At 28.6% G+C, this 18,632-nt stretch carries 22 protein-coding genes; all 22 read left to right on the top strand.

Translation table 11 applies throughout. The annotated features are described in order from the left end of the window. Positions 1–14: 14 nt before the first annotated feature. The gene (gene fliF, locus CP960_RS12465) at positions 15–1,748 is read left to right on the top strand and encodes a flagellar basal-body MS-ring/collar protein FliF (RefSeq protein WP_101185814.1); all 1,734 of its coding nucleotides are present in this window, start codon (positions 15–17) and stop codon (positions 1,746–1,748) included. After that, positions 1,748–2,755, top strand: coding sequence for a flagellar motor switch protein FliG (fliG, locus tag CP960_RS12460; RefSeq protein ID WP_101185813.1), 1,008 nt, complete (start codon positions 1,748–1,750; stop codon positions 2,753–2,755). The genes fliF and fliG overlap by 1 nt, the downstream gene beginning before the upstream one ends. After that, positions 2,755–3,426, top strand: a complete 672-nt coding sequence (locus CP960_RS12455) for a FliH/SctL family protein (RefSeq protein ID WP_101185812.1) — start codon at positions 2,755–2,757, stop codon at positions 3,424–3,426. The genes fliG and CP960_RS12455 overlap by 1 nt, the downstream gene beginning before the upstream one ends. Positions 3,427–3,519: 93 nt before the next feature. Continuing rightward, positions 3,520–3,807, top strand: coding sequence for a FliM/FliN family flagellar motor switch protein (locus tag CP960_RS12450; RefSeq protein WP_101185811.1), 288 nt, complete (start codon positions 3,520–3,522; stop codon positions 3,805–3,807). A gap of 9 nt (positions 3,808–3,816) precedes the next feature. Continuing rightward, entirely contained in the window at positions 3,817–4,563 is a 747-nt protein-coding gene (locus CP960_RS12445) for a flagellar hook assembly protein FlgD (protein ID WP_101185810.1), read from the top strand. A gap of 10 nt (positions 4,564–4,573) precedes the next feature. Continuing rightward, complete coding sequence (locus tag CP960_RS12440) at positions 4,574–6,034, top strand: flagellar hook-basal body complex protein (RefSeq protein WP_101185809.1); 1,461 nt, start codon at positions 4,574–4,576, stop codon at positions 6,032–6,034. A gap of 105 nt (positions 6,035–6,139) precedes the next feature. Further along, positions 6,140–8,374, top strand: a complete 2,235-nt coding sequence (locus CP960_RS12435) for a flagellar hook-basal body complex protein (RefSeq protein ID WP_101185808.1) — start codon at positions 6,140–6,142, stop codon at positions 8,372–8,374. Between the two features lie 43 nt (positions 8,375–8,417). Then, positions 8,418–8,747, top strand: coding sequence for a hypothetical protein (locus tag CP960_RS12430; RefSeq protein WP_228152076.1), 330 nt, complete (start codon positions 8,418–8,420; stop codon positions 8,745–8,747). Positions 8,748–8,756: 9 nt separating this feature from the next. Beyond that, positions 8,757–10,751: a tetratricopeptide repeat protein gene (locus CP960_RS12425; protein ID WP_101185807.1), complete on the top strand. Its 1,995-nt coding sequence runs from the start codon at positions 8,757–8,759 to the stop codon at positions 10,749–10,751. A gap of 66 nt (positions 10,752–10,817) precedes the next feature. Then, on the top strand, positions 10,818–11,138 hold the full coding sequence (locus CP960_RS12420; protein ID WP_101185806.1) for a flagellin: 321 nt from the start codon (positions 10,818–10,820) through the stop codon (positions 11,136–11,138). A 13-nt stretch (positions 11,139–11,151) separates the two neighbouring features. Further along, on the top strand, positions 11,152–12,069 hold the full coding sequence (locus CP960_RS12415) for a FliM/FliN family flagellar motor switch protein (protein ID WP_101185805.1): 918 nt from the start codon (positions 11,152–11,154) through the stop codon (positions 12,067–12,069). Then, a complete protein-coding gene (locus tag CP960_RS12410; RefSeq protein WP_101185804.1) occupies positions 12,070–12,828 on the top strand; it encodes a motility protein A in 759 nt (252 codons plus the stop codon). It begins immediately after the preceding gene. Between the two features lie 8 nt (positions 12,829–12,836). Further along, the gene (locus CP960_RS12405) at positions 12,837–13,613 is read left to right on the top strand and encodes an OmpA/MotB family protein (protein ID WP_101185803.1); all 777 of its coding nucleotides are present in this window, start codon (positions 12,837–12,839) and stop codon (positions 13,611–13,613) included. Continuing rightward, positions 13,613–13,909 carry a hypothetical protein gene (locus CP960_RS12400; RefSeq protein ID WP_228152075.1) on the top strand — a complete coding sequence of 99 codons (297 nt, stop codon included), beginning with the start codon at positions 13,613–13,615 and terminating at the stop codon, positions 13,907–13,909. The genes CP960_RS12405 and CP960_RS12400 overlap by 1 nt, the downstream gene beginning before the upstream one ends. A 15-nt stretch (positions 13,910–13,924) precedes the next feature. Beyond that, on the top strand, positions 13,925–14,302 hold the full coding sequence (locus CP960_RS12395) for a hypothetical protein (protein WP_101185802.1): 378 nt from the start codon (positions 13,925–13,927) through the stop codon (positions 14,300–14,302). Further along, complete coding sequence (locus CP960_RS12390; RefSeq protein WP_101185801.1) at positions 14,289–14,681, top strand: hypothetical protein; 393 nt, start codon at positions 14,289–14,291, stop codon at positions 14,679–14,681. Before CP960_RS12395 ends, CP960_RS12390 begins: the two co-directional genes overlap by 14 nt. After that, positions 14,678–15,838, top strand: coding sequence for a flagellar biosynthesis protein FlhF (gene flhF, locus CP960_RS12385; protein WP_101185800.1), 1,161 nt, complete (start codon positions 14,678–14,680; stop codon positions 15,836–15,838). Before CP960_RS12390 ends, flhF begins: the two co-directional genes overlap by 4 nt. A 2-nt stretch (positions 15,839–15,840) precedes the next feature. Further along, entirely contained in the window at positions 15,841–16,656 is an 816-nt protein-coding gene (locus tag CP960_RS12380; RefSeq protein WP_101185799.1) for an AAA family ATPase, read from the top strand. A 79-nt stretch (positions 16,657–16,735) separates the two neighbouring features. Continuing rightward, positions 16,736–17,062, top strand: a complete 327-nt coding sequence (locus tag CP960_RS12375; protein WP_101185798.1) for a hypothetical protein — start codon at positions 16,736–16,738, stop codon at positions 17,060–17,062. An 8-nt stretch (positions 17,063–17,070) separates the two neighbouring features. Beyond that, entirely contained in the window at positions 17,071–17,373 is a 303-nt protein-coding gene (gene fliE / locus CP960_RS12370) for a flagellar hook-basal body complex protein FliE (protein WP_101185797.1), read from the top strand. 15 nt (positions 17,374–17,388) lie between these two features. After that, positions 17,389–17,850 (top strand): flagellar basal body rod protein FlgC, encoded by a 462-nt coding sequence (flgC, locus tag CP960_RS12365; RefSeq protein ID WP_101185796.1) that lies wholly within the window; start codon positions 17,389–17,391, stop codon positions 17,848–17,850. A gap of 4 nt (positions 17,851–17,854) precedes the next feature. Further along, positions 17,855–18,632 (top strand): hypothetical protein (locus tag CP960_RS12360; RefSeq protein ID WP_133121156.1); only part of this gene is annotated, 778 nt, incomplete at its 3' end.

Genomic DNA, 18,632 nt, shown 5'->3' with positions numbered 1-18,632 from the left:
AGGATATATATTATATGGATCAACTTTTTAAGTTTGTAAACAATTTAAATGCTGCACAAAGAGCAGTTATAATTGGAGGTTTTTCTTTACTCTTTGTGCTTTTAGTAGGATTATTAATCTACTCAAATATCAAAGCAGAAGATAAAAAATTTAACTATACAATTGCTTCAAACTTAACAAAAAACCAAGTAATGTTAGCAAGTAGTGAGTTAGAGAGTTCAGGAGTACCTTTTTCTGTTATTGGTAGTGGAAATGACTTAACTTTAAAAACTTCAAAAGAGTTTATAAATATTGCAAAAATCAAATTAGTTACAAGTGAAGCATCTACAAGTAAGCATGTGGGATGGGAGATTTTTGAAAAATCTTCTTTAGGAACTACAAATTTTGAAAATAAAGTAAAATATTTAAGAGCTTTAGAAGGGGAACTTTCTAGGTCATTAGAGTCTCTTTCTGGTATTTTAAGAGCAAGTGTAAAGATTGCAATTCCTAAAGATACAATTTTTACTGAAAGAAAAACAGAGCCAACTGCATCAGCTGTTTTGACATTAAAGCCTGGAGTTTTTTTAACACAAAAGCAAATTGATGGAATTAAAAACTTTATTGCATCTGCTGTATCAAATCTTAAAAATGAAAATATTAAATTAATAGACCAAGATGGAGCACTTTTAGAACACTCAAAAGATGAAGTTGATAATCTAAAATCTTTAACTCAAAATAAGTATAAAGAGAAATTAGAGTCTGGTTATGAGAAAAAAATAGTATCTTTGTTAGAACCAATTGTAGGGCCAAATAGGGTTGTAGCAAGGGTAACTGTAAATCTAAATTTTATTAAAAAGCATATTCAAGAAGAGATTTTTGAGCCAGAAGGTACAATTAGAAGTCAAGAAACAGTAGAGAATGTATCTTCTTCACAGGGTGGACCTGCAAACAATGGTGCAGTTGCAGGAGTAGATAGTAATATTGAAGAACCACAAAATGGAAATGGGAATAACAACTCTCAATCATCAAATGAATCTACTAAAACATTAACAAATTATGAGATTTCAAAAAAGATTATTGAACAAAAAGATAATAATTACTCAAGAATAAATAAAATTAGTGCTGCTGTTACATTTGATTCTACTGTATTAGAAAATGTTGATAATAAAGATGATTTTATAGCTTCTGTTGAGTCAATAGTACAAGAAACTATTGGTTATGACCAAAAAAGAGGAGATAAAATTAGTGTAAAAAGCTTTAAGTTTGTTGGCCTTGCACCTTTATCTGGAGAGTCTGGACAAAGAGTAGATGAAAATGGTAATATTATTGAAGCAGAAGAGAATACAATAGTAATGATTAAAACTTTGCTAAAAGAGTTCAGTGAATATATTCAGTATTTAATTGCTGCAATTTTACTATTTATCTTTTATAGAAAGTTTATTGTAAATCATGAAGTTGTTATATTAGGTGATGGTACAGGAAAGAAAAAAAATGAAAATGGTAATGATGAAGATTTAGTAGGAGATATGCTGCATGGCTTTGAAGATGAGTTTAATGCACAAAGTGCTAAAGGAAGATTAAAAGCAAAAGTAAAAAGCCAAATTATGAATAACTTAAATGGTTTAGATGAAGAGGGTGCAGCTAAATATGAGGTTTTAATTGAAGAACTTGATAAAGAGATAAATACTAATCCTTCTGATATGGCTAAAATGATAGAGCTTCTATTATCTGAAGGTGACTCTAAATTTGCAAATAGAAAAGGTAAATAATGTCAGAAGAGATAAATAGAGAATTACTAAAGGGCATGTCAATGATTGAAAAAGTTGCCCACTTTTGTGTTCTTATTGGAGAGGATGCAACTGTTAAAATCTTTCAACATTTACCAAAAAATGTAGTTGAAGAGATTTCAACTGCGATTACACAAATAAATTCAGTTGATAAAGATGTATCTTTAGCTATTTTAGATGAGTTTCACTTATATACTAGATCAAAAGGTTTTATTAGTTCTGGTGGTTTTGATTATGCAAAAGATATTTTATATAAATCATTAGGAAAAGGTGAAGCTGATGATGTATTAGCAAAACTTTCAAGAATGAAGCTTGCAGCTCAATCTTTTGCTTATTTAGATGCAATTAATCCAAAACAGCTATCAGACTTTATTAAAGATGAATCACCTCAAACTATTGCTGTTATTCTTTCACATATGGAAGCTCCAAGAGCAGCAGAAGTTTTAATGCAATTAGAAGAGGATATTAGAGTTAAAGTAACTATGCAAATGGCTACTATTAAAGATGTTTCTCCTGATGTTGTTAGAACTATTTCTGTAATTTTAGAGAAGAAACTTGAGTCTTTATTATCATCTATTGTTGATGTTGGTGGGGTTAAAGTTGTTGCAGATATGTTAAATAGAGTTGGACCAAAATCTCAAGAGATATTAAAAAATATCAATGGGGTTGATACTTCATTAGCTACTAAGATAAAAGAGAATATGTTTGTATTTGAAGATTTATTAAATTTAGAAACAGAATATGTAATGAAGATTTTACAAAATGTAGATACTGCTGATGTTGCAGTTGCTATGAAAAATGCAACAGAAGAGGATTTAGAAAAAATCACTAGTGCAATGTCTCAAAGAGCAAGTGATAGGTTTAAAGAAGAGTACGAAATGCTTAATAAAGTTAAAATTAAAGATATTGAAGCCGCTCAAAGAAAGATGCTTGATGTAGCACAAAAAATGATTGAAGAGGGCGTTATCGATAGAGATATGGATGAGTAATGGCAAATAACAACGTATATTCAACAGCAAAAGTTATAAGTAGTGATGATGGAGTACAAGATTATAAACTTGGTACTTTTTTACATAATGGACTAGATACTTCTGCTCAAAATGAACAGATGCAAAATGTTGCAACACTAAGTGAGAGAGAGATTCCTTTAACTGTTGACCCTTTAGTTGAAGAGATGAAAAAAATTGCAGGACAAATCTCTACTTTATCTCAAAAAGTTGATACTTTAGAACAAGGTGGAGTTGCATCAAGAGATATTGATAGACAAGTTGTCGAAGCTATTAAGGACTTGAAACATTATGCAACTTTTTTTGAACAAGCAACTTTTCAAATGGAATCAAAACTTCTTAAAACATCAGTAGCTCTAGCACAAAAGATAATTTCAATTGAAGTGGGAGAAAACTCTACAAAAATTGCAAAAGAGACAATAAATCATCTATTATCAAAAATTAAAACAGCTTCAAGAGTTAAAATTCACTTAAGTCCAAGGGATTATGAAGTATTAAAACATGAACTTAATCTTGAATCATTTATAGAGTTAGTTCAAGATGTTAATGTAGCTCCAGGTGGTGTAGTAATAGCTAGTGACCTTGGAAATTTTGATGGAAATATTGAAGCTAAAGTAGCTTCTATGCTAGAAACTTTAGATACTGTAATTTAATAATATAAAAAATTTTTTTATAAAAACTCTTCTTTAACTCAAAATCTAAAACTTTGTGATATAATATATGCAAAACAACAAAAAAGATTAATTATGGAAATAAGTGAAAGAGACTATGACTTATTAGTTGATACTGAGATTGTTGCTGATGTAATATTAGGAACTACAAGTATTACTATTAAAGAGTTTTTAGATTTAAGTGAAGGGGATATTTTATCTTTAGATAAACAAGCTGGAACTGGTGGAGACATCTACGTAAACTCAAGAATCATAGGAACAGGCGATATTATTGTAATTGATGAAAAGTTAGCAGTTAGAGTACAAGATGCAATGGACTCAGATAATGTTGTAAGATATTTCTTTGAAGAAAACCTATTATAGGAGATAATTATGTATACAGGAAATTACACAGGAACTTATAGTGATGATAAGTATAATCAGATTAAAAATAGAGATGCAAATGGTTATACAACTAGGGATGTAACAACTAATAGTAAAACAGATGCAAGTGGTAATAGCTACACAACTTCAATTAGTAATGACCAGCTTTCAAATAGTGATTTTTTAAACTTAATGATTCAAGAGTTAAAGCTACAAGATCCAACAAAACCTATGGATTCTCAAAGAATGATGGATTCACAACTTCAAATGTCAACTATGGAAACAAATAGAGCTATGGCTGCATCTATGGAGAAACTTGTTGCTACATTTAATCAAACTTCTTTATCAAATGCTACAAATATGATTGGTAAAAATATTGAAGATATTAATACTGATGATAATGGTGTTTCAAAAGCATATAGAGTTTTATCTGTTGAGACTATGAATGATCAATTAGTTGTAAAAGCTAGACAAATTTTATATATGGAAGATATTGTAAAAGATGCAGATGGTAATAGACTGATGTATGATGCAGATGGTTTTATTTATAATGAAGATGGAGAAAAAACAGGTGAAAAAATTGTTTTAAAAAATCCTGGACAAATTGCAACAGATAAAGATGGTAAGCCTATGATTTTGGATGAAAATAATGAAACAGTAGAAGACCATGAATATGTTTATGAAGGTATGACAACTCCAGTTTTTTCAAGTGAAATTTCAACTATTCCATTTGAAAATATTACAAAAGTATTCTAAAGGATAAACTATGATTGGTGGATTATGGAATGGAATTTCTGGATTAAACTCTTTTGAAAAGGCCTTAAGTGCAGAATCGAATAATGTTGCAAATGTTAATACAATTGGACATAAATCAGATGATGTATCTTTTCAAGACTTAATGTATCAAAATGGTTATGGAAAGGGTACAAATATACAAACTGTTGAAAAAGATTTTTCACAAGGTAATTTAAAAATTACTGGAAATAGTTATGATGTTGCAATTGATGGTAGAGGTTTTTTTCTAGTAAAAGAGCAAGGAACTAATGATATTTTTTATACTAGAGCTGGTAATTTTAAAATGGGTTCAACAGGAACTTTACAAAGTATTGATGGAATGACAGTTCAAGGTATTCAATCATTAGGTTCAACAGTTATATCTACTGATCCAAATGACACTCAATTTAATAATAATTATGACCAGTTTATTGCAAGTAGTACTATTTATAATGGAAATGATATACAAACTATTAATGCAAGATCAACTGATTTTAGAAAAACAGCAGAAGATAGTGGTGTATCAGGACAAGGATATAAAACAGCTGCTGCAAAAATGAATGATATACAAGCTTTGATAACAAACTACAAAGAGAAACTTGAGCTATATAGTTCTAATCCTGCTGCAAATCCAGTTGCATCTGTTGCAGCTGTTACTCAAGTACCATATGGAACTACTATAAATAATCTAAATGATGAAAATGATATAGTTCAAGTAACTATTAATAATATCACAATAAAACAGAAGTTTGATACAGATGTTCAAACTACAATGAATAAATTTGCTGATAAAATTTCAGGGGTTCAAGGTGTTATAGGAACAGTTGATACAAATGGTTTAGTAACAATTACTTCAATGGTACCAGGAGAAGATTTAAAAGTTACATATCCATCTATAAATAATGATACTTCACCTTCTGTAAATCCAATTACTGAGCCTGTTCAAGGAAGTGGTATTGGTTTAGTTACATCTGCAAGGGATGCTTTAAAAAATGCACTAGAAGCAGCAAATGCTAAATTTATTGATATGACTACAAATTTGGATATGGCAAATCAAGCAAATCTTGTAACAAGTGATATTCAATTAAAGCTTGATAACTTAAATATATCTGAAAATGGTTTAGGCGAAGTAGAGATTGATGATGGAAAAATATTTGTAAAAGATGGAGATAATAAGTTTATTGTAGGCTCAATCTCAACAGCTTATTTCAATGATGAACTTAGTTTAAATCCAGAGGGAAATAATCTTTTTTCAAAAACTAATCTTTCTGGTGAACCAATAGATGCAACAGATGCAAATAAACTTCAAGGAAAAACATTAGAACTTAGTAATTCAAACTTAGGTGATAACTTAACAAATCTAATGGTATATCAAAGAGCATTTGAGGCTAATTCAAAAGCAGTTACAACTTCAGATGATTTTTTGAAAACAGCAATACAGTTAAAAAAATAGTTAACTGTATTGTTACTATGTGTTTAAATATTAGTACTTTATAAAGTATTAATATTTGAACATTTAAAGTTTAGATGTTTAAGATTTATATAAAAAGGATAAATCATGATTGGAGCACTTTGGACAGGTATTTCAGGGCTATCATCACAACAAACAGCATTAGATAATGAGTCTAATAATATTGCCAATGTAAATACTATTGGATATAAAAGTTCAAGAATCTCTTTTGCAGACCAAATGTACCAAGATAGAATTGGTAAAGGGTCAAAAATTTTAGATGCAGAAAAACTATATGTGCAAGGGAACTTGAAACTAACAGGTGTAAACTATGATATGGCACTTAGTGGAGATGGATTCTTTACTGTAAAGAATACTACACAAGGTGGAAATGCAGAATCTTTTTATACTAGAGCGGGTAACTTTAGAATGGGAGATAATGGAACTTTACAAGACTCTGCTGGGAATGAGGTTCAAGGTTGGGCTATGAGAACTCTTGACCCTTCAGCAGATGTAATATCTACTAATCCAAATGCAATTATGTTCTCAGGAGATTATAGTGAACTTCTTGGAACAAGAATAGTAAGACATGATACTTATGTAGAAACAATTACAGCAAAAGCAACAGATTATGAAACAACAGCTAGAGCAGATGCTAGTGATGTTTTTTCAGGAACAGGTCTAAAGTCAAAAGCTGCTAAACTAAATGATATTGAAGAGCTTAAAAAAGATTATATTCAAAAGCTACAAGACCTTAAAAATAATCCAGATGGACCATCAGCAACATCAATTGCACAAAAATCTCAAATAGATTTTGGCGGAACTGTTTTCAAAGGTGAAGGGGACCAAATCTCTGTTACAATTGATGGAACAAAAATATCACAAAAGTTTGTAAGTACAACTGCAACAGATGAGTTTAAAGCAGCAGTAAATACTGGGAATACAACTACAGCGGGTACAGCTACGACAATTGATACTGCAGTTGCTGGGCAAACATATATTATTGAAGTTGATGGAACAGAGTATAGTTATACAGCAACTGGAGCAGATACTACTAATAGTATCGCTACTGCTTTAGATGGTTTAATAACTGCAGATGGACATACAACTACGACTGCTGGTAACTCTGTTGATGTAACTTCTGCAACTGATGTTTCATCAGGTTCTTATCCAAGTGACATTGCAAGTGATTTTAATTTAGCTGCAAGTAGAATTGCAACTTATAAATCATTGGCAGATAAAATTTCATCTCAAGTTCCTGGAGTTGTAGCATATAATATTATTGACCAAGATGGTGATGCACAATTTGAAGATGATGATGTTTTTAATATGACTACTACTAATGCTGATGTTTTAAAAGGTATGATAGAGATTAAATCTTTAATTCCAGGAAAAGATTTTATTATTAATTCTGTACAAGAAACAAGTAATGAAACAGAGGTTAGTGGAGAAATAAATGAAACACTAAGTAGAACAAGAGCACAAGCTGGTACAGGAATAGGGGCTGTTCAAAGTATCCAAGATGCTTTATCAAGGGCAATTACTGGTACACAAAGAAATGTTTATTCTACAGAGGATTTAGATTTTGGACAAACACATAACTTAGGTTTTTCTATTTATGATAAAGAGTTAAAAAGAAATTTTGAAATTCCAGATGCGGCTACTGGTTCTACTCCTATTAATATGAGTGCTGGTTTAGATGCAGCAGTAAGTGATTTAAATAATGACCCAACTTTTGGTAAATATTTAGTTGCAGAAAATATTAATGGAAATTTAGTTATTTCAACAAAAGATTCATATTATGATGTAGAGTTTAGTACAACTATAACTGCAACAAGTGGACCAAATAGTGGTGAAGTAATTGATAAAAATGCAGATTATAGTGGTAGAATGGGTGCAGGTGCAGAGTTTTTACAAATTACTAATACAATAGAACAAACATCTACTCAAAGTTCACTACAATTAAAACTTGATGCTTTAGGTTTAAGTGATTCTGCTTTTGGTGAGTTTAATGTAGATAGTACAGGACTTATTACTATGAAGCAAGATGGAGTTGATTTTGCAATTGGACAAGTTTCTGTTGCACTATTTAACAATACAAGAGGGCTTTTACCATCAGGAGATAACTTACTTGCAAAAACAAATGAGTCTGGTGACCCAATTTATAATGTAAATAATGAAAAAACTGCAAAAATTGAAGGAAAAACATTAGAGTTAAGTACAGCTGATTTAAGTGAAAGTTTAGTTAATCTAATGGTATTTCAAAGAGCATTTGAAGCAAATGCTAAATCAATTACTACTTCAGATCAATTATTAAACACATTAATTAACTTAAAAAGATAAAATAGGGGAGTTATTCCCTATTTTGTTTCTAAAAAGGTGAGGTTTGGAAAATTTTTTATTATTAATATTGTTTGGTGTTTTATTGCTTTATTTTTTCTCTAGTATGAATGTTTATAAATCTTTGTATAGAAAAGTTAATGAAGAGAAAAATATTATGGAAGAGGAGTACAAAAAATTAGAGCAAATAATTGAAAAGTATGAAAAACAGTTAAAGATAAGTACTTCTACATTAAAGAGTAATCAAGATACTTTGCAAGTTGCAAGAAATGATTTACAAAAAGCAAAACTAGAAAATGCTGAGTTAAAACATAAAATTGAAGTATTAGAAGAGAGAACAGAAGAGTTATATGCTCAAGTAAATACGATGGTATAAAGGAAGATTTTGAAAAAAGCATTTTTTTATTTTTTCTTTATACTCTTTTCAACTACTGTTTTTGCAAAAAATGATTTATTGGAGTCTCAGCCAGAAATTATTTTTAATTATGATAAGATAAAAAAAGAACAAGATAGTTTTTCTTTGCAGTTTGATTTTAATAAAGCTGTATTGATGATGGAAAAAGAAGAGTATAAAAAAGCAATAGATATTTTTAAGCAAACGGCAACTGCAATTAAAATACCATCTTTTTTAAATATTGCAATTGCATATTATAAGCTTGGTGAATTAGATAATGCAAAACTATATTTAAATAATATATATAATTATAAAAAAGCTATATATAAAAATACATTTTCTTATATGTCAGCTTGTTATTATTTATATCAAATTACAAAAGATACTAGATACTTAGATATTATAATTGATATTGCAAAAAAACATAAAAACTTAACAGAACACTCAAAAAGAATGCTTGCAGATACTTTAATAATTTTGAAAGATTATGAAAAAGCACTTAGAATTTTAAATAATATGAAGTTTCCTTTAGATTTAAAAAAGGCACTTTTATATCTAAAATTAAAAGATTATATAAAGGCTGAAAAGTTTTTAAAAAAAGCAAAAGAGAATGCGCATAGTAAAGCAAAAATTGATAAGATTTTATGGATTATGGTATATCGAGATTTAAAAGCAAATGAACTTGAAAAACTTATGGATAATATTGATATTTTGAATAAAAGAAAAAATGGTTTTAAAGCAAATTTAGAATTACCAATGCAACTATTTTTCAATAAAGATAAATACTCTCCTTCTCAATATTTAGATTTTGTTACAAACTTTAGTAAAAAAAGAGAGATTGATTATATATTTTATTTTGCACCTTTTGTATTTTCAGATAACCAAGAGATAATTTATGATATTTCAAAAGGTTTTATTTTTAAAAGTAAGCAAAATATTGAAAGCTTAGAGAAGATGGTAGAGTATAATGCTAAATTTATTGAAATAATTAAAGAAGACCCAATTATAAGAGTAAATAAATTAAAGAAATTAATTACTACGGGTACTAAATCTTATGTATATTATAATTTAGCTTTATCATATGCTCATATTTTTGATTTTCATAACGCTTATAAATATTTTGAAAAGGCATACAAATTAAATCCTGGTAATAAGCTTTATTCAGTTATGACTTTAATTGCTGCACAAAGAATTGATAAAAAAGTTCCAGATATTGAATATATAAAAAATAATATCAAATCTAATCAAGGTTTATATAAATACTTTGGTCAATCATTATATGCTTTGTTTTTAGATGCAAGTGCAAAAGTTAAAGAAGAGCCTTTATATTATGAAGATACAATTTTTTATACTGCTATTGATTTTTTAAAGAAAAGAAAAGATAAAGAAGTTACTTTAAATCATCCTTTATTTGAAGAGTATTATAAAGACCCTTTTGTTTATTTGATGAAGTTAGTTAAAAGAGAAGAGTCTCAAAGTGATTTTGAGTATTTTTCAAAACTTCAAGATAGTGTGCCTTTGTATATTAATGATAATTTTTTAGAAGGACCTTTAGTGGTTACTAGATATTATATTGATATTTTAAAATCAATTGGATTATTTTATAAAGCAAATTTGGAAATTAAAACTAGAAAATCACCTTCTTTTTTAAGAACAAAAGCATTAAAAGAGCTATATATTGGTAATTCTACTGAAACTTTAGATATTATTGCTAAACTACAAGAAAAATATGATTTAGAAGATAAATATACTATGTATTTGCAAGTTGCTGCACTTTTAGACCAAGAAAAATATAATGAAGCTTCTATTCAAATCTCTTTAATTAAAGCTGTTTTAAACGACCATGATGCAGATTTTTTAACTGGAGTTCAACTTATTCAAGATTTAAAACTTTCAAGTGCAAAGCAGTATTTTAAATCTAAATATTTAGATAGCATGATTGATATTAAACTAAAAGGATTAGATGAGTTTTTAGAATCTTTATAAAAGAGTTAAAAATTTATTTTTTTTTTGATATAATCTAAGTAATACACAATTTTATAGGAGTTAGCTATGGAATTAGGAAGAGTTGCAGATATTGATAATGCAAAAGTAAACAATATTGAAAAATCACAAAAAGTTGCTGAGGTTGATAACCATAAAAAAGTGCAAGCTGATGATAAGTATAAAAATGCACAAGGGACACAACAAACTTTTGATAGGAATGAAGTAATCTTAGATAATGTTAAGTTTGGATACAATAAAAACTCGCAAGATTTTTTTGTAAAAGTTACAAGAGGGGAAGCTGAATATAAATATCCAACTGAAGATATGATGAGAGTAAAAGCTCAGTTACTTCAAGAGTTAAAACAGAAATTAGAAGAGTCTAAATAAAAGGTTAAATTAATTGGCATCAGATTTATCAAATATATTAAAAGACGAGTTAACAAATACTTTAGAGCAACTTCTATCAAAAAGTGCATCAATAGATAATATACAAGAGTTAAATCAAGAAGATTATGAATCAACTCAATGTATCAAAGTTGATGTAAAGTTTGATTTTAGTGCAGGAACAACGAATTGGTCATTTTTTATACCTACTATTTCAGCGACAAAGTTTGAATACTTTATGCTTGGAGGAATGGGTGATTTAAAAGAACATATAGATGATGAAATAGCTGATGCAGTTAATGAAATTACCTCAAATATTTGTGGAAGTTTTGCAACTTCTGTAAATGCACAAAATTTTGCTGATATAGGTAGCATAAAGTTTGAACTTGTAGGTTCATCAATTGTTGAATCATCTGTAATGCAAGATAAACAAAACACGTATGAATTTTCATTGTCGATGGATTCTGAAAAACTACCTGTTTTAATAAGTTTTGATGATTTAATTTTGCCTTATATCTCTTCAATTACAGGAAAAGAACAAGATGAAGATATTGCTTTAGCTCCTGATAGTGCACAAGAAAATGCACAGCAAACAGTGGCAAAAACTTCTAATTCTAATCTCTCTTCTGAACAATTAGGAATTAGTTCACTTTTATCAGAAAATTCAGCACATAACTTACAATTATTGTTTAATATAAAGTTAAAATTAAGTGTTAGACTTGGAACAAAAAACTTTTTATTAAAGGATATTTTACGTTGGGATATAGGTGAGATTATAGAGTTAGACCAAATGGTTAATGAACCTTTAGAAATACTTGTTAATGGTGTAAAAATAGGTGAAGGAGAAGCTGTAATCGTTGAAGGAAAATTTGGACTTAAAGTAAAAAGTATTGGAAATGAATCTTTAAGATTAAACCAGTTAGGATTAAAGTAGATGGATAAGGGTACATTAATAGGAATGGTGGCCGCTTGGTCACTTGTAAGTCTTGCAATTTTACTTGGTGGTGCAGGTTTTGGTGCTTATATTGATATTCCATCAATGATTATTGTAATTGGTGGTACACTTTCAGTAACAGCTGGTCAATTTGAAATGAGTGAACTAAAAAGAATTACTCCTGCATTAAAAGTTGCTTTTAATGAAGTAAGAGTTGAACCACTTCCAGAGTTAGTTGAAAAAATCATTTTTTATGCAACAGAAGTTAAAAAGCATGGTGTAATGCATATTGAACAAAAAGTTATGGAAGAGACAAATCCTTTTTTAAAAGAGGCTTTTCAATTAATTGTTGATGGTACAAAGCCAGAAGTTTTAGAACCACTTTTAGAGCTAAAAATGGAACATATTGATAAAAGACATGGTACTATGATTAGAATGTTTGGAAATATTGGTGGTGTAGCTGGTTCAATGGGTATGATTGGTACTTTGGTTGGATTGGTTGCAATGCTTGCAAACCTTTCAGACCCAGCAGCAGTTGGTCCAGCAATGGCAGTTGCCTTAATTACTACTTTATATGGTGCTTTATTAGGTACACTTTTTGCAGGAGTTATTGAAAATAAACTTTCAAGAAAACATGATATTGAAATGACTGCATATGAAGTTATTATCTCAGGAGCTTCAATGATTGCAGCAGAAGAATCAATAGGTAATATAAAAATGAAACTAAATTCAATTTTAGTAGATTTACAGGATGAATAAAAAATATTATGGCAAATAAAAAATGTCCTGAGTGCCCAAAATGTTTACCAGGTTGGCTTGTACAATTTGGTGATTTAATGTCACTATTACTTACTTTTTTTATTTTATTACTATCTATGGCAGTAATGGATAAAAAGAAAGTAGAAGAGTATTTTGATATTATGAAAAAAGCAATGGGATTTTTGGAAAAAACATCTGATGTAAGAGAACAAACAGAAGAACACTCAAATAATCAAAGTAATAGTGATAGCCCAGATAATATGACAGCAGCTGAAGAAGGTATTGAACAAGCCTCAAATGAGATTAAAGAGATTGTTGAAATTGCAAATGATACAGCAGCTGACCAAACTCAAGTTATGCAAATAACAAAAGGTAAAAATGAGTTTGTATTAGATATTCCTTCAACAATTATGTTCAAGCCAGGCGAATACAAAATAAATGATGCTGCTTCTAAGAGATTTATTGCTAAAATAGCAAGAGTAATAAGAACAATGCCTCAAACTTTTGCAATAGAAGTAATAGGGCATACTGACAATGGAGCTTATAAAAGTAAAGATATTCCAAGAGATGATTGGGACTTATCAGCATTAAGGTCTGTTGAGGTTGTAAAAGAGTTAATAAAAAATAGAATTGATCCAGGACAACTAAAAGTTTCTGCTTATGGTTCTTATCATCCAAAAAGTGAAGTTGCTTCTGATAATAGAAGAGTAGAAATTAGATTCTTTTCAGAAAATGATCAATCTGACATTTTGAGTGAAGAGAACTTCTTTGATAGGTTGGAATAATGATTGAATTAAGTACACCAATAGTAACAAAAAATGAGTTTAGTAATAATAGATTTGAAAATATTGATGCAAAAAAATTAGATGAAGAGAATTTAAAAAAAGTTTGTGATGACTTTGAATCTTTTTTTGCACAGCAATTAATGGATATATCTTTAAAAAGTACAAATGTAGCGGGTGAAGGTACTGGTGCTGATATAATAAAGGGTATGTATACTGAAACAGTATCTAAAAATACAAAAGGTACTATGGGTATTAGTGATATGCTATACCAGTTTTTAAGCCAAAATAATAAATAAAGAAATGGATTTGTGATGGTTGAACAAACAGTTGAAACAATGATAGAACTTATTGGAAATATGAAAGAGTCTATTAAACTTGATATAGAAGATATAAAAAAAGCAAAACATGAAAATCTACTTGATAGAAATAGTGAAAAAGAGGAATGGATAAATCAAATAGCCTCTTTAAAAACTCAGCTTAATGAAGAGATTGTAGAAGCTATGAAAGCTGGAGAAGATGTTAATCAATATAGAGAAAAAGTTGATTTTTTAGAAGAAGAACTTAAATCTTTATATAAATTAAATAAACAGCTTGCATCTATTGTTTTACCAGTTCAACAAATGTATAAAGAAATAGTTGAAGATTTAACTAAAAATAATGGAGGAGCTTTACTTGATGTTAAGGCTTAGCGTTGTACTTTTATTAATTTTAGCAAATGCAAATGCAGTTGATGTTTTAGTTGCTAAAAAACCTATTCATTATAAATCTATTATTGATACAAAAGAGTTAATGTTAAGAAAAGTTGATAGTACAAAAAGTTACTGTACACCTTTAAAATTATCTGATTTAAATAGTAATAAATATGAGGCTTCACACTATATAAGAAAAGGTAAAATTATTTGTACAAAAGATGTGAAAGTGTATAAGAAACAAAGTGTTGTTTTTAAATTTGGAGCTTTAGAAATAGAAAAGAATGGAGAAATAATTTTTCAAAATGATGAGTATATTAGGATAAAAAGAAGTGATGGTAAAATTGAAAAAATATATAAAGACGGAAGAGTAGAATGAATATGCTCTCATTTCTTGGTGAAACACCAACTATTGCTCTTAAAAAAGCTCAAGAAGAGTGTGGGGAAGATGCTATTGTAATCTCTACAAAAAAAATATCTAGTGCTAAAGATGGTGCTAAAAATATGTATGAAGTTGTAGTTGCACTTGAAGAAGAGGTAGATACAAAACCTTCAAAAAAATCAGTATATACAAAAAAAATAGTTGCAAAAGACCCTAAAAAAGATGAGAGTTTTCAAGCTTCTGTATATGATTTTAGAGCTGAAATTTTAAAGATGCAAGATGCAATTGGACAAGTTCAAAAATCAATTTGGGATCCTAAAAGTCAACTGTATGATTTAACTATACCTCCAGAGTTTGTTGATATGTATAATCTTTTTGAACAAAATGAGTTTGATCAAGAGATGACATATACTATTATGAAAAAAACTATTAAGCAGTTACCAGTAGCATTAAAAGCAAATCCAAAAAAAGTTAATGATTTTTTCAAGTTGATATTAAGAAGAATTATTCCTATTAAACATGAGGTACCATTAAGAAAACATCAAAGAAAGATTACTATGATGGTAGGACCAACGGGAGTAGGAAAAACTACTACAATCGCAAAATTAGCTGCTAGATATGCTTATAAATTAGGACAAAATTATAAAGTTGGTATTGTAACACTTGACTCTTTTAGAGTTGGGGCAATTGAGCAATTACAAGCTTATACAAATATTATGAGGTTACCATTAGAGATTGTAAAAAATCCAGAGGATTTAATAGAGGCTTTATTAAGATTAAAAGATTGCAACTATATCTTTATAGATACAGCTGGCTCTAGTCAATATGATGTAGATAAAATAGAGTTAATTAATGAGTATCAAAATAGAGTAGAGGAGTTACCAATTGAAAAAATATTAGTACTTCCAGCAAATGTTAAACAAAGTGATTTAACAGATGTGTATGCAAACTATTCAAGATTAAATATTGATTATTTAACTTTTACAAAACTTGATGAAACAAAAAGTTTTGGAAATTTAATCTCATTTGCTCATAAAACAAAGAAATCAATCACATATTTTTCTATTGGACAAAATGTTCCTGATGATTTAATAGTTTCTGATGCTTCATTTTTGATTGACTGTTTTATGAATAACTCTTGTCCAAGGAGATAAGAGTGTTTAATAGTATTTCAAATCAAGCTAGTAAGCTAATAAACTTAACAAAAAATAAGCAAAGAGTTTCAAAAACAAAACTACTTACTATTACATCAGGAAAAGGTGGAGTAGGAAAATCAACTTTTACTGGTAATATGGCATATTTACTCTCATCAAGGGGATTTAAAGTAGCCATTATTGATGCAGATATTGGGCTTGCAAATATGCAAGTATTATTTGATATGAAGCCTAAATATACCCTTTTTGATTATATAGAGGGCAAAGTAACCATTGATGAAGTGTTGCTTAAAACACCATATAAAAACATATCTTTAGTAGCCGGTAAAAGTGGTTATCAATACTCAAACCACTCTAACTCTTTTGTTTTTGCAAGAATTGTTGATGATATAATTAGTTTAAATGAGTATGATATAGTTTTAGTTGATACAGGTGCAGGATTAAATGAGTATGTTAAAGAGTTTTTATCTATTTCAAATAATATTTTAGCAGTTACAACTACTGACCCTAGTGCATTAACTGACCTTTATGCTTTGATAAAAATGTTGTCCAAAGATAAAGAACAGCTTATGTTATGTTTTAATCATACAAAAAATCATCAAATTGGCAATACAATTTCAAATTCTTTGATAAATTTAGCTAAAAAAAATAGATTAAATGATAATTTTATGGTAAAATATATAGGTAATGTATCAACTTCTGCAAATATTTCAACAACTGGCCGGTTAAGAAAATTATTTAGTTATGAGTTTAAAAATGATGACTCAACTAAGCAACTACAAGCAATAATTGATACTTTACTTAAAAATATAAAATAAACAAGGTTGCGTAAGGTGTCTGTAAACTACAGAGTTAGTGTATTTTTTATAATTGTTTTAATTAAGGAACTATGATACTATGATAGTAGAACGGTTCTCGCAAAATGTAATTAATACAGGAATCTTTAGGTTGTATATAGCAACTGGATTCTTTGCTACACTTATATTTTTTGTAGTTAATGCGGACTTATTTACTCCTTTAGAGATGCTTTTTGGAATTATTGGTGTAACAGTAGTTTTAAAAGGAGTATCCAATATGATGTTGTCTTTGATTATTTTGCTTTTTAGTTTAGACAATAAAAAAGAGGAGTTGGATTTTAAATACAATGCCGAGAAGATTGATGCAATGCTTGCTGAGATGAGCATTAATGATGCAAAAGCAAGTGCCGAAAAAAAAGATGAGTGAGGTAGATAATGAATATTTCTTCTATTAAAGATTCAATTGGAACATTAGGTTTATCACAAGTAAAAAATGAAGTAAATAATCCAAAGCAAGATGAATCTTTTGCTAGTATGCTAAAAGATGCAGTAGGTGAAGTAAATCAACATCAAGTTGAAGGATATAAAGCAATGGAAGGAATTGCAACAGGAAAAGTTGAAAACCTTCAAGAAGCAGTTCAAAAAATAGAAGAGGCAGAATTGTCTTTGAAATTAGGATTAGAAGTTAAAAATAAAGCAATAGCTGCTTATAAAGAAATTTCTAGAATGCAAGCATAATAAAAAGGAGTAGTTATGGGTTTTTTTGATGGTTATAATGTAGCAACTTCTGGTATGAGTGCACAAAGAACAAGAATTAATGTAGTAAGTGCAAATATAGCTAATGCGCAAACAACAAATACAATTGATGGTGGGCCATATAAGAAGCAAGATGTAGTTTTTGAAGAGATTTTATTAAATAAAGCTCAAAAAGCAAATAATAATGATATTGAACAATCAAATAATAAAAATACTCCAGCTGAATTAAGAGGTGTAGGTGTAAAATCAATTGTTCAAAATGATGCAGAGCCTATTATGAGATTTGAACCTGCACATCCAGATGCAAATGAGGATGGATATGTTGCATATCCAAATATTAATCCAGTAATTGAAATGGTAAATTTAATTGAAGCTCAAAGATCTTATGAAGCCAATATTGCTGCTTTTAATACACATAAAAATATTGATACTAAGACATTAGATATTTTAAAGGCGTAGTCTTATGAAAGAAATAGATTTATTATCATCTTCGAAAGCTAAAAGCTCTTCTGAAAACACAAACACAAATAGTGAAGTAAAGACAAAAAAAGAAGGAATGTCTTTATTTGATTCTATTTTAGCACAAACTACAAAGAGTACTGAAGATACTGATACAAAAGATAATAAATCATTAAATGAAAAAACTGATTCAAAAAAAATAGATGAAACAAAAAAATCAAAAAATAGTGAAATAGAGAATTTAAATAGTAGTAAAGAAAAAACAAAAACAAATGCAGAAGTTGATGAAAAAACTACTAATGAAAGTAAAAAAGATAATAGTTCAATGTCTATGCTTGATAGGATGATTTTAGAAGCAAAAAAATCTTCTAAAGAGCAACAAACTTCTCAAACTTCTAAAGAAAATAGTAATTTAGAAACAAAAAATAAAGATAATAATGAAGTAAAAACCGGCGATAAAGTAATAGATTCTTCTAAAGATAATAAAAAAGATGAAGTTTCAAATGAAAGTAAAAAAGTTGTTGATACAAATAGTTCTAATAAAGAAGAAAAAACTCAAAAAGATACAAAAACAGACAATGAAGTAGTTGAAGAAAAAAAAGATTTAGAAAAGAAAAGTGAAAAGAAAAATAAAGAAGTTCATTTAGAGTTAAAAAGTGAAAATAAAAAAGACGATACTAAAGTAAAAGATACAAAAAATGATTTAGAACTTAATGAGAATAAAAAAGTAGAAAATAACGATACAACTAGTGAAAGTAAAGATGCTGAAAAAGTGTCTAAAA

Origin of the sequence: Malaciobacter halophilus (assembly GCF_002837275.1) — a bacterium.
In the GTDB taxonomy this organism is placed as follows: Bacteria; Campylobacterota; Campylobacteria; order Campylobacterales; family Arcobacteraceae; genus Malaciobacter; species Malaciobacter halophilus.
The sequence above is the reverse complement of the archived record's forward strand: the minus strand, read 5'-3'. Positions and strand labels throughout refer to the sequence as shown.